The sequence below is a fragment of the Microbacterium sp. RU33B genome (assembly GCF_900155915.1).
Lineage (GTDB): Bacteria > Actinomycetota > Actinomycetes > Actinomycetales > Microbacteriaceae > Microbacterium.
Genome location: NZ_FTPO01000002.1, coordinates 352,988 through 367,407, shown reverse-complemented (window position 1 = coordinate 367,407; position 14,420 = coordinate 352,988). Strand labels below are relative to the sequence as shown.

The 14,420-nt window shown below is 71.5% G+C and carries 13 protein-coding genes; 7 read left to right on the top strand and 6 right to left on the bottom strand.

Annotated features, from left to right (window positions below):
* Nucleotide 1: 1 nt before the first annotated feature.
* Complete coding sequence (locus B0B14_RS11340; protein ID WP_143733710.1) at nt 2-1,399, bottom strand: amidohydrolase family protein; 1,398 nt, start codon at nt 1,397-1,399, stop codon at nt 2-4.
* Between the two features lie 205 nt (nt 1,400-1,604).
* Between B0B14_RS11340 and B0B14_RS11335 the strand changes: the two genes are divergently transcribed.
* Nucleotides 1,605-3,110, top strand: coding sequence for a nucleobase:cation symporter-2 family protein (locus B0B14_RS11335; RefSeq protein WP_083710563.1), 1,506 nt, complete (start codon nt 1,605-1,607; stop codon nt 3,108-3,110).
* Between the two features lie 58 nt (nt 3,111-3,168).
* Here B0B14_RS11335 and B0B14_RS11330 read toward each other — a convergent pair whose 3' ends face one another.
* The 5 genes from B0B14_RS11330 to B0B14_RS11310 are packed head-to-tail and all read right to left on the bottom strand — an operon-like array spanning nt 3,169 to nt 6,316.
* Nucleotides 3,169-3,828, bottom strand: coding sequence for a peptidylprolyl isomerase (locus tag B0B14_RS11330; RefSeq protein ID WP_076681872.1), 660 nt, complete (start codon nt 3,826-3,828; stop codon nt 3,169-3,171).
* A gap of 30 nt (nt 3,829-3,858) precedes the next feature.
* A complete protein-coding gene (gene pucL / locus B0B14_RS11325) occupies nt 3,859-4,770 on the bottom strand; it encodes a factor-independent urate hydroxylase (protein WP_076681869.1) in 912 nt (303 codons plus the stop codon).
* Nucleotides 4,771-4,772: 2 nt separating this feature from the next.
* On the bottom strand, nt 4,773-5,132 hold the full coding sequence (uraH, locus tag B0B14_RS11320) for a hydroxyisourate hydrolase (RefSeq protein WP_076681866.1): 360 nt from the start codon (nt 5,130-5,132) through the stop codon (nt 4,773-4,775).
* Nucleotides 5,129-5,650: a 2-oxo-4-hydroxy-4-carboxy-5-ureidoimidazoline decarboxylase gene (gene uraD / locus B0B14_RS11315; protein ID WP_076681864.1), complete on the bottom strand. Its 522-nt coding sequence runs from the start codon at nt 5,648-5,650 to the stop codon at nt 5,129-5,131. Before uraD ends, uraH begins: the two co-directional genes overlap by 4 nt.
* Before the next feature lie 51 nt (nt 5,651-5,701).
* A complete protein-coding gene (locus B0B14_RS11310) occupies nt 5,702-6,316 on the bottom strand; it encodes a helix-turn-helix domain-containing protein (RefSeq protein WP_076681861.1) in 615 nt (204 codons plus the stop codon).
* Nucleotides 6,317-6,502: 186 nt separating this feature from the next.
* Between B0B14_RS11310 and B0B14_RS11305 the strand changes: the two genes are divergently transcribed.
* The 6 genes from B0B14_RS11305 (at nt 6,503) to B0B14_RS11280 (ending at nt 14,419) form a co-directional block, all read left to right on the top strand.
* Entirely contained in the window at nt 6,503-8,155 is a 1,653-nt protein-coding gene (locus B0B14_RS11305; RefSeq protein ID WP_076681858.1) for an NCS1 family nucleobase:cation symporter-1, read from the top strand.
* Nucleotides 8,152-8,877, top strand: coding sequence for an aspartate/glutamate racemase family protein (locus B0B14_RS11300; RefSeq protein ID WP_076681856.1), 726 nt, complete (start codon nt 8,152-8,154; stop codon nt 8,875-8,877). Before B0B14_RS11305 ends, B0B14_RS11300 begins: the two co-directional genes overlap by 4 nt.
* Nucleotides 8,878-9,055: 178 nt before the next feature.
* Nucleotides 9,056-10,432 (top strand): allantoinase AllB, encoded by a 1,377-nt coding sequence (gene allB, locus B0B14_RS11295; RefSeq protein WP_076681853.1) that lies wholly within the window; start codon nt 9,056-9,058, stop codon nt 10,430-10,432.
* A 33-nt stretch (nt 10,433-10,465) separates the two neighbouring features.
* Nucleotides 10,466-11,557, top strand: a complete 1,092-nt coding sequence (locus B0B14_RS11290) for an acetamidase/formamidase family protein (protein WP_076681849.1) — start codon at nt 10,466-10,468, stop codon at nt 11,555-11,557.
* Entirely contained in the window at nt 11,550-13,157 is a 1,608-nt protein-coding gene (locus B0B14_RS11285) for an AtzH-like domain-containing protein (RefSeq protein ID WP_256714369.1), read from the top strand. Before B0B14_RS11290 ends, B0B14_RS11285 begins: the two co-directional genes overlap by 8 nt.
* A complete protein-coding gene (locus B0B14_RS11280; RefSeq protein ID WP_076681846.1) occupies nt 13,157-14,419 on the top strand; it encodes a pyridoxal-phosphate-dependent aminotransferase family protein in 1,263 nt (420 codons plus the stop codon). Before B0B14_RS11285 ends, B0B14_RS11280 begins: the two co-directional genes overlap by 1 nt.
* The last annotated feature ends 1 nt before the right edge of the window (nt 14,420 follow it).

The window sequence follows — 14,420 nt, the reverse complement described above, 5'->3', positions numbered from 1 at the left end:
ATCACTCGGGCCCGGCGACCCGCCGTCCGCGCACGTGGACGGCGGCGACGGATGCCTCGCGCATCCCCATGAGCAGCGTGAACAGGTGCGCCTCCGGGCCCTGCTCGGCCGCGAACGACAGCGTCTCGGCGAAGCCGTCCTGTCGCGTCGGGTCGACGATCACGAAGTCGGCCTCCTTCCCGACGTCGAAGTTGCCGAACACGTCCTCCTGATCGAGCGCGCGAGCCCCCGCGAGGGTGCCCAGGAACAGCAGCTGTGCGGGATCGATGGCCGTGGCGAGCAGGCCCTCCTCGCTCATGTGCACCTTGAACGCGTCGTTGAGCACACGCGGGATCAGCCACTCGTCGCCCGCGCCGATGTCGGAGCCCATCGCGATCGTCACGCCCGAGCGCACCGTGCGCCGCCACGGCATCGTGCCGCTGCCGAGGAACTGCTGCGACGTCGGGCAGTGCGCGATCGAGGACCCGGTCTCGGCGAGGCGCCCGAGCTCGCGGTCGTGCGTGTGCACGGCGTGGGCCAGGATGCTGCGGCGCCCGAGGAGGGTCTCCCCGCCGCGCTGCGAACCGGTCAGGAAGAGACCGTCGTACGTGTCGAGGTAGTCGCGCACCCCGAAGACGTCTCGCACCGCGGCGATCTCGCCGTCGTCGGGGCGGTCGTTCTCGTTGAGGTGGGAGTGGAAATAGACCCCCTCCGCGCGCACCTCGCCGTAGAGATCGCCGAGTCGGCGCAGGGTCTCGGTGGTGACGGAGAGGCTGAACCGCGGCACGACGGCGACCTGGGCGAGGGCCCGTCGCGCCTCGACCGCACGACCGCTCGCCTCGACGCCGTGCCAGCGGTCGATCTCGTCGCGGGTCAGCGCGATCGCCTCGTCCTCGCCGGTCAGGAGGGCGGCGGCGGAGGGCGATCCGACCGTCTGGATGCCCCGGCCGCTCACGATGCGCAGACCGGCCTCCAGCGTCCGCCCGAACAGCGCGTCCTGCGCGGCGGGGAAGGCGGAGCCGAACACGAGCGCGGCGGTGGTGCCCACGGCCACACGACGGCGCACGAACGCCCGCGCGACGACATCGGCGTAGGCCGCGTCGCTCAGCCGTGACTCGGCGGGGAACACGCAGTGCTCCAGCCACTCCAGCAGCTGTCCGCCGCCGAACGCATCGGTCGTGAAGGTCTGCGGGAAGTGCAGGTGCGTGTCGACGAACCCCGGGAGGAGGCACCCGCCGGTGCGGATCACCGTGTCGCGCGCGAAGGCTGCGGGCACGTCGGCCCACGACCCCGCGTAGGCGACCCTCCCGGCGGCGTCGACGACGAGCGCGCCGTCCGGCTCCGAGACGAGATGATCGCGCGAACGCGGGAGCGACGGGGCGCCGGCGATGTGCACGAGGTGGCCGCGGTAGATCGTCATGCGTGCGCCTCTCCGGCCGATCGCGGTAGCGAGCCGACGTGTCGAGTGTCGAAGAAGTGGATTGCCGACATGTGACGTGACGGTTAATCCTCTGCGACAGGTGGGCCGGATGCCTCGCGGGCACGCGGTCTGTCCTTCTAGTCTCCACGGTAGCGACGAGGCGGATGCCCGCACCGGCGCCGCCTCCCGAGAGCAGGGAGAGCCGATGACCACGACGGAACGCGCGGCGCAGGACGCCGCCGACAAGGCGGCGAAGCGGGCCGCGCGCAAGGCGGACAACTCCGTCGACGGCATCCCTCCGCTCGCCCGGCTCTTCCCCCTCGGCCTGCAGCACGTGCTCGCGCTCTATGCGGGCGCCGTGGCGGTGCCGCTCATCGTGGGCGGGGCGCTGGGCTACTCCGCCGGCGACCTCGCCTTCCTCATCAGCGCCGACCTGTTCATCGCCGGGGTGGCGACGATCGTGCAGTCGGTCGGGTTCTGGCGCTTCGGTGTGCGGCTCCCGCTCATGCAGGGCGTCACCTTCGCCGCAGTCGGACCGATGATCGCCATCGGGACGCAGCACGGCATCACGGCGATCTTCGGTTCGGTGATCGCGTGCGGTCTGTTCATGGTGCTGATCGCGCCCTTCTTCGCGCAGCTGCTGAGGTTCTTCCCCCCGATCGTGACGGGGACGGTCATCCTGATCATCGGCCTGTCGCTCATGCGTGTGGCCGCGGGATGGATCGTCAGCGGCACGACGCCCGAAGAGCCCGGTGCACCGCCGATCAACGTCGCCTTCGCGTTCGGCACGCTCCTGTTCATCGTGCTCGTCGAGCGCTTCGCCCCGGCCGCGCTCGCACGGGTCTCGGTGCTGCTGGGTCTCGTGTTCGGCACGATCGCCGCACTGTTCGTGCCCGGGATGGTCGACTGGACCGGTGTCGGCGACGCCGGATGGTTCGCCTTCGTCACGCCGTTCCACTTCGGGCTGCCCACCTTCGAGCTCGCCTCGATCGTGTCGATGATCATCGTCGGCATCGTGATCATGACCGAGACCACCGGCGACATGATCGCCGTCGGAGAGATCGTCGACAAGCCCGTGACGCGTCGTCAGCTCGCCGACGGCCTCCGCGCCGACGGTCTGGGCACCGTGCTCGGCGGTGTCTTCAACACGTTCCCCTACACGGCATTCGCCCAGAACGTGGGGCTGGTCTCGCTCACCGGTGTGCGCTCGAGGTACGTCGCGACGATGGCGGGGGTGATCCTGGTGGTCCTCGGCCTCATCCCCAAGATCTCGGCGATCGTCGAGGGGGTGCCGCGCGCGGTGCTGGGAGGGGCCGGGATCGCCCTGTTCGGCATGGTGGCCGCCTCCGGCATCCGCACGCTCGCGAAGGTGCGGTTCAACAACAAGAACGTGCTGATCGTCGCGATCTCGGTCGGCGTCGCCCTCCTGCCCACGGTCACGCCGACGATCTACGACCGGTTCCCGGACTGGTTCCAGCTGATCTTCGACTCGGGCATCAGCGCGGGCGCCATCGTGGCGATCCTGCTGAACCTGCTGCTCAACACCGAGGAGATGCGACGCGAGCACGCGGACGATCCTGCGATCGGCGCCTCCGACGCCGTGCGCGGCCCGGCGGCGGCCGCGCTCGTGCACCCCGAGGCCGAGGGCACCGGGCTCATCGACACCGTCGTGCTCGACGAGAAGAAGACCACCGAGCCCGGAAAGGGCTAGGAGAAGGTGTGGTGGGGATGCCCGGGCCCGATCCGGGCGTCCCCACCCAAGGGCCGGATCAGCCGATCGTGACTGCGTCGATCACGACGGGGGTGGCGGGTGCTCCGCCGCCCGCGCCGCCCTCGACGCCGGCATCCGCGATCGCGCGCACGACGTCGAGGCCCGCGGCGTCCATCTGCCCGAAGACCGTGAACGACGGCGGGAGCTGCGTGTCCTCGTACACGAGGAAGAACTGCGAGCCGTTCGTGTCGGGGCCGGCGTTGGCCATGGCCAGCGTGCCCGCGGGGTAGGTCTCCGACCCGGAGAGCTCATCGCCGAACCGGTAGCCCGGGCCGCCCATGCCCGTCGCCGACGGGTCGCCGCACTGCAGCACGAAGATGTCGGAGGTCGTCAGCCGGTGGCATTCGGTGTCGTCGAAGTAGCCCTGCTCGGCGAGCGACACGAAGCTGCCGACCGTGCACGGCGTCGCGTCGGCGTCGAGGGTGAGCGGGATCTCACCCGCCGACGTGGTCATGACGGCGGTCACGGTGCCCGAGACCTCGGGCTCGGCCGGCGGCGGCGTCACGTCGCGGACGGCTCCGGGAGCCTCGGCGTAGGCGCAGGCGCCCGACGGCGCGGTCGTGGCATCCGGAACCTCCGCCGGAGTGCTCGTGGCGCACCCGGAGACCAGGCCGAGACCGAGGACGAGGAGGGAGATCGAAGCGAGGTGTGCGCGCATCCGACCAGCGTAGTTCGAGGAGCGGGCGACTCAGATCGACGACGGGATGTCGAGCCAGGCATCCGGAGCGCTGTCGACCCCTGCGCGCACCACGGTGCCCTCGATGAGTCCGTACGGTCGGTCCGCCGCGATGAACACCTCACCCGGATTCTCCAGGCCGAAGGGGGCGAGGTCGTAGACGAAGTGATGCTTGTTGGGCATCGCGAACTTCACCTCGGCGATCTCGGGGCGCGCCTCGATCGCCGCCTTGCCCATCGCGAAGAGGGTCTGCTGAAGCGCCAGGGAGTGCACCGTCGCGAACGTCGACAGCAGCACGGCGCAGACCTCGTCGTAGAGAGCGTTGTAGTCGATGCCCGCCTCGACGGCCGACGGCAGGAACCGCCACCGGCCGGTGATCGAGGTGGCCATGATGCGGTCGTCGGTCTCGACGAGCGTCGTGTACGCGTCGCGGGGGAATCCCGCGAACGCGCTGCCGGTCGATTTGAGCACCGTCAGGTCGGTGACGCCGCCCGTGACGTGCGTGGCGCCGTCGACGACCTGCACCGCCGCCAGCCGTGTGCCCTGGCCCCGGCGCACGAACGAGTGGTCGTGCGGTGCTCCGTCCGCGACGATGCGATCCCACTCGTACTGCTCGGCCTGCCAGAGCCCGCCGTCGATCCAGTCGAACGAGCCGACGAAGTGCTCCGAGAGCTTCAGGAGATACTCCTCGGGCGACGGGATGCCGTGCTCCTTGGCGAACGCGAACGCCGTGTTCTTCTGCGTGTCGGTCGCCACGACGAGCGCGTTGTCGCCCAGCAGGTACGAGTCGGCCAGCGCCGCGCCCCGCAGCTGCGAGGTCACGTTGAGGTCGATGATCTCGTGCCGGGCCGTGTCGCGCACGATGCGCACGACCCGGTTCTCGGCCTTGCCGTACTTGTTGGCGCCGAGACGGACGTCCACCATGGCTAGCTCCCTCTGTAGGTCGAATACGCGAACGGGCTGAGCAGCAGCGGCACATGGAGGTGCTGCGGCGAGCCGTCCGCGACGTCGACGCTGAACGTCACGGAGATGAAGGGGTGGAAGGTGCGCGTCCCCGTCCGGGCGAAGTACTCGCCGGTGAGGAACGTGAGCGAGTAGTCGCCGGGGTCGAGGGCGTCCGGCCCGATCGCGAGTCGGCCGTCGGTATCGGTCGTGCCGTGCGCGAGCACCGCGCCGGGGGTCTCGGCCAGGGCCGAGACGCCCGTGATGGCGGACAGCACGACTCCGACGTCGCTCGCGGGCCGGCCCGTGGAGGCGTCGAGGATGTGCGTCGTGATGTGGCTCATGGGGAGCTCCGATCGGGGGTGTCGTCGGTGACGGTCGTGCGCAGTCGCAGGAGCGCGATCTGGGCGAGCTGGTCGAGGGACTCGGATGCCTCGTCGTCGGCGTCGTTGCCCAGGCGCCTCTCGAGCTCCGCCAGCATCTCCTCGGGCGAGCGGCCGGCGGCGCGGATGAGGAAGACGCGGCCGAAGCGCTCCTCGTAGCGGGCATTGCCCGCGGCGATCCGGGCGGCGACCCCGCGCGCGGCGGAGCCCATCGACGCCTGTTCGGAGCGCGACGCCGCGGCCTCCGCGCCGGCGCCGGCGGGGGTGTCGCCGATGCGCGGATGGCGAGCGAGGGCGGTATCGAGGTCGGCCCGCGTCCACTGCGCGGCGCCGCGCCGGGCGGCGGCGTCGAGGTCTGCGACGCTCGCGTACGGGCGCGCGGTCACGAGGGCGTCCACCCACGCCGGGACGGCCGCCCAGACGCCGACGACGGCCGATGCCTCGGCATCCGTCAGCGCGTTGAACTCCGCGAGGTCCATGGGGCGAGGCTAGCCCCGGCGGATTTCCCCGGGATTACGGTGTGGGCACGATCAGCGGTCGGCGTGCACGATGAGCCACTGCGCGACGGCGTCCTCGGAGCCGGTGTTGTGGATGCGATGCGGATGCGAGCACGGGAAGCTGATCGCGTCGCCGGGCCGCAGGACGACGCGCTCGTCGTCGAAGTCGATCGTCAGCTCGCCGGAGATCATCGTGCCCACCTCGTAGCCGTCGTGCGTGAACAGCTCCGTCTCGGCGTGCGCGGTGGCGCCGGGCGGATAGGTCGATTCGAAGTAGTCGACGCCCGGCGTGCGCCCGGGCGACAGGCGACGGAACGTGATGCCGCTGTCGAGCACGACGGCCGAGGAGTGATCCGCCCGCTGCAACGCGAAGCCGCCGGCCGCCGCCTGGGCCTCGGCGACGGGGTCGGCGCGCGCGTCGAAGACGGCGGCGAGGGGGACGCCGAGCGCGTCGGTGATCGCGATGAGGCGCGACACGCTGGGCTGCAGCACGCCGCGCTCGATCTGCGACACGGCGCTCGCCGAGATGCCGAGCTTGTCGGCGAGGGCCCGACCCGGCATCCCCTGCTGCTTGCGCAGTTCGCGCAGGCGTGCGCCGACGTCGCCCGAGGCGTCCAGGCGGGCGGGCTCGGCGACGGCTTCGGGCATGTCCCGATCATAAGAGACGCGAATCGTGAAGGGGGAACTTCACACAGGCGTTACACGGCAGAAATCCGCACGCGAAGGTGAACCAATAGCTTCACATCAAGCACCACCAGGCCGCGGACTCCACGTCGAGGTCTTCCATCCCATGACCCGAGGAGCCGTTCGGCTCCCCACCTGGAAGGTACTGCCATGACAACCACACCCGCCCCCGCGGACCTCACGGGTCCGCACGACATCGTCGAGGCCGCCGGTCACCCGGTCGGCGGCGGCAACATGAAGCCGGAGTACGATCCCCGGCTCGCCAACGAAGACCTCGCTCCGCTGAAGAAGCAGAAGTGGACCTGGTACAACATCTTCGCGTTCTGGATGTCGGACGTGCACTCGGTCGGCGGCTATGTGACCGCAGGCTCGCTGTTCGCCCTCGGCATCGCGGCGTGGCAGGTGCTCGTCGCGCTGATCGTCGGCATCGTGATCGTGCAGGTGTTCACGAACCTCGTCGCCAAGCCGAGCCAGAAGACCGGGGTGCCCTACCCGGTCGTCAACCGCGCGATCTTCGGCGTCAAGGGCGCCAACATCCCCGCCATCATCCGGGGCATCATCGCGATCGCCTGGTACGGCGTGCAGACGTTCCTCGCCGCGCAGTCGCTCAACATCATCTTCCTGAAGTTCATCCCCGGCTCCGAGGCGCTGCTCGATGTCGGATTCCTGGGGCTCTCGGCCCTCGGCTGGATCTCGTACGCGATCCTCTGGGTCGCCCAGGTCGCGCTGTTCTGGAACGGCATGGAGGTCATCCGGCGCTTCATCGACTGGGCGGGACCGGCGGTCTACGTCGTCATGATCGCCCTCGCGGTCTACCTCGTGTCGCAGGCGGGGTGGGAGAACATCGACTTCAACCTCTCCGACCCGAACCAGGCTCCGCACGACTTCTGGGGCACGATCGGGCTCATGGCGATGGCCGTCGGCATCGTGGTGGCCTACTTCTCCGGGCCCATGCTGAACTTCGGCGACTTCGCGCGCTACGGGAAGTCGTTCGCGGCGGTGAAGAAGGGCAACTTCTGGGGTCTCCCGGTCAACTTCCTGTTCTTCTCGATCCTCACCGTGCTCACTGCGGCCGCCACGCTGCCGGTGTTCGGCGAGCTCATCCTCGATCCCATCCACACGGTCGAGGCGATCGACACCCCGTTCGCGATCCTGCTCGGCGGCCTGACGTTCGTCACGGCGACGGTGGGCATCAACATCGTGGCCAACTTCATCTCGCCGGCCTTCGACTTCTCCAACGTCGCGCCGCAGAAGATCTCGTGGCGCATGGGCGGCATGATCGCCGCGGTCGGCTCGGTGTTCCTGCTGCCGTGGAACTGGTATTCGAACGCGACGGCCATCCACTACTCGCTCGGCGTGCTGGCCGCCCTCATCGGGCCCCTGTTCGGCCTGCTGATCGCGGGCTACTACGTCGCCGCCCGCCAGCGCATCAAGACCGACGAGATGTTCACGATGTCGGAGACCGGTCCGTACTGGTACAAGAACGGCTACAACCCCAACGCCATGAAGACGCTGCTGTGGGCGGGGATCCCGACGATCCTGCTCGCGGTGCTGCCGAAGACCTTCGCCGACATGGGACTGTTCGACATGTCGTGGATCGGCAACTTCACGTGGTTCATCGGGTGCGCCCTCGGCTACGGGCTGTTCGTGCTGTTCGAGAAGCTCGACCCGCAGGTGCCCACGTTCGAGGGCGAGACCGACGGGATCTCCGACGGCACCCTCGACGGCGCGGCGGCGACCCCCGCCTCCGAGCCGTCGCCGATCTCGGCCGAGATCCCCGTCGTGACGCAGGAGAAGGCGTGAGGATCACGCTCCTCAACCCGAACACCTCCCGGGCGATGACCGCGAAGGTCGCGGCCGCCGCCCGGGAGGTGGCCGGACCCGACGTCGAGATCAGCGCGGTGTGCCCGGATGCCGGACCCGACGCGATCGAGAGCCACGTCGACGAGGTGTTCGCGGCCGCAGCGGTGCTCGACCTGGTCGAGCGCGACCTCCTTGCGGGCGGGAGCGACGCCTACGTGATCGCGTGCTTCGGCGATCCGGGTCTGGACGCGGCCCGCGAACTCGTCGACGTGCCCGTGATCGGCATCGCCGAGGCCGCGATGCACGTCGCGACCCTGTCGGGGCGGTCGTTCGGCGTCGTCACGACCCTCACCCGCACGCTCGGGCGGGCGCAGGACCTGCTCGAGCGCTACGGGATGACGCGGGCCTGCGCCTCGCTTGCCGGGTCGGGCATCCCGGTGCTCGACCTCGAGGACACGTCGTCGGCGTCGTTCGAGACGATCGCCCGGCTGTGCGCCGAGGCCGTCGCCGGCGGAGCGGATGTCATCGTGCTGGGCTGCGCCGGAATGACGGATCTCTGCCAGACCCTGGCGGTGCGGGTGGGCGTCCCGGTGATCGACGGCGTCGGCGCAGCCGTGGGCCTGGCGACGGCGATGGTGCGGATGGGCGTGGGCACGAGCAAGCGCGACGAGTACGCGCTGCCGCCGCGGCGTGCGGCGCTGGCGGGGTTCGCCGGTGCGTGACTCCTCAGGAACGGCGTGCGCGCCGCGTGTCGCCCGCCCGACCCGCCGAGCCGTCGGCGTTCTTGCGGAGTCACGCACCGCGGGCGGGCAGGGGCGGCACCGTTCACACCCCGGAAACGCGTGGTCACGGACCCGTCACCCGCATGCGTCAGGCTGAGCATCCGAGCAAGGAGTCGATGTGTCGCGATCGTCACTGACCGTACGGGCCGCACGTGCGTGGATCGACGGGCGGTTCCAGCCCGCGCAGATCCGCGTCGAGGACGGGGTGGTCGTCGCGGTCGGCCCCGTGTCGGGCGCCGCGCGTCGGGCGGTCGTGGTGCCCGACGACGCCGTTCTGCTCCCCGGGCTCGTCGACTCCCACGTGCACGTCAACGAGCCGGGCCGCACGGAGTGGGAGGGGTTCACCTCGGCGACGCTCGCCGCGGCGGCCGGCGGGGTGACCACCATCGTCGACATGCCGCTCAACTCCCTGCCGCCGACCACCACGGCCGAGGCGCTCGCGATCAAGAAGGCGGCGGCCGCGCCGTCGGCCTTCGTCGACGTCGGATTCTGGGGCGGGGCCGTGCCCGACAACCTCGGCGCCCTCGCCCCTCTCCACGCGGCCGGCGTCTTCGGGTTCAAGTGCTTCCTCTCGCCGTCCGGCGTGGACGAGTTCCCGCACCTCGACCGCGCGCAGCTCCTCGCCGCGATGACCGAGATCGCCGCGCTCGGCTCCCGACTCATCGTGCACGCCGAAGACCCGGCGCTCCTGGCGGCCGACGGACCGCTGGGGCGCTCCTACGATGCCTTCCTGGCGTCGCGCCCCGCGGCCAGCGAGCAGTCGGCGATCGACGCCGTGATCGACGCGGCGCGGCGCACCGGCGCCCGCGCCCACATCCTGCATCTGAGCGATGCCCGTGCGCTCCCCGCGATCGCCGCGGCGAAGGCCGACGGGGTCGCCCTCACCGTCGAGACCTGCCCGCACTACCTGACGATCGCCGCGGAGGAGATCCCCGACGGGGCGAGCGAGTTCAAATGCTGCCCGCCGATCCGCGAGGCCTCCAACCGCGACCTGCTGTGGGGCGGCATCCTCGACGGCACGATCGACGCGATCGTCACCGACCACTCTCCGAGCACGGTCGATCTGAAGACGACCGGCGACGGCGACTTCGGCCTCGCGTGGGGTGGGATCGCCGGTCTGCAGGTGGGGTTCTCCGCGGTGTGGACCGAGGCGCGGCGACGCGGCATCCCGCTCGAGGTGATCGTGCCGCTGTTCACCACCGGGCCGGCCCGCGTCGCGGGGCTCGACGGCGCCGGGGTCATCGCGGTCGGCGCGCCGGCGCACCTCACGGTGTTCGGCCTGGATGATGCGATGACGGTCGATGCGCGACGCCTGCGGCACCGCAACCCGATCACGGCCTACGACGGCCGCGAATTCGCCGGGCGCGTGCGTCGCACGTGGCTGCACGGCCAGTCCGTCTTCGACGCCAGCGAGGGCGGCGCCGGCGAGGCGCCGTGGTTCCGCGGTCCCGCCACCGGACGCCTCCTCTCCGCTCCCGTCCGCGCCGCGGTGTGAGCGGATCGCCCGACGATCGGATTCACTGAGAACATGACCCCCACCATCCTGCAGCCCGGCATCGGAGCCGTCGCGGGCGACCACTACCTCCCGGCCTCGCCCGCGACCGTCCTGTGGGGACGTCTGCCGTGCGCCGACGATGCGCCGGTGCTGACGATCGCCTCCGGCGACACCGTGACGATCGACACCGTGAGCCACGAGGGCATCCTGGAGGACCAGGGGAAGGATCCGGCCGCCTTCTTCGGTGCGCACGGCGTCCCGGCAGACCACGTGCTCGCCGACGCGATCGAGATCGCGGCCGCCCTCTCGCGCGACCCGGCCGGCGACGGACCGCACGTCGTCACGGGCCCGGTGCACGTGACGGATGCCGCGCCCGGCGACCTGCTGAAGATCACCGTCGTGCGGCTCGAGCCGCGGGTGCCGTACGGCGTGATCTCGAACCGGCACGGCAAGGGCGCGCTGGTGGGGGTGCTGCCGCGGTCGGGGCGCACCGTCAGCGTCTTCACGCCCGTCGAGGAGCGCGGCGGGGAGGTCGTGGGAGTGCTCCCGGTCGTCGAGGGCGGCGACCGGGTGGTGGAGTTCCCGCTCGCGCCGTTCCTCGGCACGATGGGGGTGGCGGTCGCCGGATCCGAGCGGCCGCACTCGGTGCCGCCCGGCGCGCACGGCGGGAACATCGACATCAAGCTGCTCGTCGAGGGGAGCGCGCTGTACCTGCCCGTTCAGGTGGCCGGCGCCCTCGCGTACGTCGGCGATCCGCACTTCGCCCAGGGCGACGGAGAGGTCGCCCTCACGGCGCTGGAGGCGTCGCTGCGCGCGACCCTCCGCTTCGAGGTCGTGCCGCGAACCGAGGCGCTCGCCGAGTTCGGCGACGTGCTCGGACCTCTGGTGCGCACCGACGAGTACCTCGTGCCCACCGGCCTCGACCCCGACCTCGGCGAGGCGATGAGGAGGTGCGTCCGCGCGGCGCTCGACCTCCTGCAGGCGCGCTACGGCATGGACGAGCACCTCGCCTATGCGTATCTGTCGGCGGCCACAGACTTCGACATCTCCCAGGTGGTCGACATCGTGTGCGGCGTGCACGCCCGTATCCGCGAGGCCGACTTCGCGGGGGTCGACCGTGACTGAGCACGGCATCCCCGACGGCATCCCCGCCGACCTGTTCACGGCGTTCGACGACTACGAGCGCGCGATCCTCTCGAACGACGTCGACACCCTCGACGCGTTCTTCGCGCCCGGACCGCAGACCCTGCGCGGCGATGCCGCCGGGCTCCTCGTCGGCCACGATGCGATCAGCGCGTTCCGCGGCCTGCGCGGCGGAGTGCCGTCGCGGAGCATCGAGCGCGTCGAGTACCGTCCGCTCGGACCGGATGCCGCGCTGCTCGTGTCGGTGTCGCGCTACGCCGGCGGCGGCACCGGACTGCAGACCCAGCTCTGGCAGCGGATCGACGGGCGCTGGCTCATCACGGCCGCACACGTCACTCCGCGGGCCGCCGCGTTCGACCGGTCGGTGTGGCGGACGGTGGGCGACCCGCTGTGGCAGGGCGCGTGGGAGGGACCGCTGGCGGGCCTGACCGTGGCGGTGAAGGATGTCTTCGCGATCAAGGGCTACCGCATCGGCGCCGGCAACCCGGCGTATCTCGACTCCGCTCGGGCCGAGACCACGACCGCGCCGGCCGTCAGCGACCTGCTGCGAGGCGGAGCCTCGCTGCGCGGCATCGCCCGCACCGACGAGTTCGCGTACTCGATCGCCGGCGACAACGTGCACTACGGGACTCCTCCGAATGGAGCCGTGCCCGGCGCGCTCCCCGGCGGCTCGTCGAGCGGACCGGCATCCGCCGTCGCCGCCGGGCAGGCCGACGTCGCCCTCGCGACCGACACCGCCGGGTCGGTGCGGGTGCCCGCGTCGTATCAGGGCCTGTGGGGTCTGCGCACGACGCACGGCCTCGTGCCGCGCCAGGGCCTGCTGCCGCTCGCGCAGAGCTTCGACACGGTCGGGTGGCTCACCCGCGACGGCGCGACGCTGCAGCGCGTCGTGGACTGGTGCCTCAGCTACGACGGGTCGGATTCGACCGAGAGCGTCCTCGGCGAGTCCGCGACCGACCTGCCGTGGCGCCTCCTCGTGCCCGACGAGGCGCTCGCCGCGTGCGAGCCGGCGACCCGGGCGGCGTTCGACGCGCTGCTGACGCGGCTCGCAGCGCGCGACGACGCCCCGCGCCTCACGCGGATTTCGCTGGGAGACCTCGACGCGTACTACGAGCCCTTCCGCACGGTGCAGGCCGCCGAGGCGTGGCGCAACAACGGCGCCTGGCTGCGCGAGCACCCCGGCGCGGTCGGACCCGCCGTCGCCGAGCGCTTCCGGCTCGCCGCCGCCGTCACCGCGCCGCAGGAGGCCGCCGCCCGCGACGCCCTCGATCCGCTCCGCGAGCAGCTCACCGGGTTCGTCCGCGACGCCGTGCTCATCCTGCCGACCGTTCCCGGCCCCGCTCCGCTGCGCACCGCGCGGGGCGAGCGCGTCGACGCCGTCCGGCAGGCCACGCTGCGCATGACCACCCCCGCCGCCATCGCGGGCCTTCCCGCCGTGTCGGTGCCGCTGCTGAGCGTCGCGGCGTCGCGCGGATCCGCGCCGGTGGGCGTGTGCCTGGTCTCGCGCGCCGGCACCGACATCGCCCTCGTCCGCCTCGCGCGACGCCTCGCCGCCCTCGTCGCCGATCGATCGGAGTCCTGATGCCGACCACCCTCCCCGGGCCCATCGACCCGCCTGCCCGCCTGCTCATGGGCCCCGGTCCGATCGGCGCGTATCCGAGCGTTCTCCGTGCCATGTCGGCGCCGCTCGTCGGCCAGTACGACCCGTTCATGACGGGTGCGATGTCCGAGACGCAGGAGCTCTACCGTGCGGTGTGGGCCACCGGCAACGAGGCGACCGTGCTCGTCGACGGCACGTCGCGTGCCGGCATCGAGGCCGCCATCATCTCGCTCGTGCGCCCGGGCGACCGGGTGCTCGTCCCCGTCTTCGGACGCTTCGGCCACCTGCTCGCCGAGATCGCCGAACGCGCGATGGCCGAGGTGCACACCATCGAGACGGAGTGGGGGCAGGTGTTCCCGGCATCCGTGATCGAGGAGGCGATCGTCCGCGTGAAGCCGACGCTGCTCGCACTCGTGCAGGGCGACACGTCGACCACGATGCTCCAGCCGCTCGAGGAGATCGGGGAGGTGTGCGCCCGGCACGGCGTGCTGTTCTACAGCGACGCCACGGCCTCACTCGGCGGCAACGCGTTCGAGGCGGATGCCTGGGGACTGGATGCCGCGACGGCCGGACTGCAGAAGTGCCTCGGCGGACCCTCGGGGTCGGCGCCGCTCACACTCTCGCCCCGAGCGGTGGAGGTCGTGCAGTCCCGCAAGAAGGTGGAGGCCGGCATCCGCGAACCCGGCGATCCGTCGGCGGCCGACTTCGTGCGCTCGAACTACTTCGACCTCGGCATGATCCTCGACTACTGGGGTCCGCGCCGCCTCAACCACCACACCGAGGCGACGTCGATGCTGTACGCCGCGCGCGAGTGCGCGCGCGTGCTGCTGCTCGAGGGGCGGGATGCCGTCATCGAGCGTCACCGGGTGGCGGGCGCCGCGATGCTCGCCGGCGTGCAGGGCATGGGGCTCGCCACGTTCGGCGATCTCGCGCACAAGATGAGCAACGTCGTCGCCGTCGAGATCCCGGGCGGCGTGCCCGGGGATGCGGCCCGCCAGGCGATGCTGGAGGACTTCGGCATCGAGATCGGCACGTCGTTCGGGCCGCTCCACGGCCGCGTATGGCGCATCGGGACGATGGGCTACAACGCCCGCAAGGACGCCGTGCTCACGACCCTCGTCGCCCTCGAAGCCGTGCTGCGCCGCTTCGGCGCGGCCGTTCCGGTCGGCGGTGGCGTCGAGGCCGCGGCCGATGTCTTCGCGGTGTCCTCCGCGCCGGCGGGCGACGGCAGCGAGGAGGCCTGAG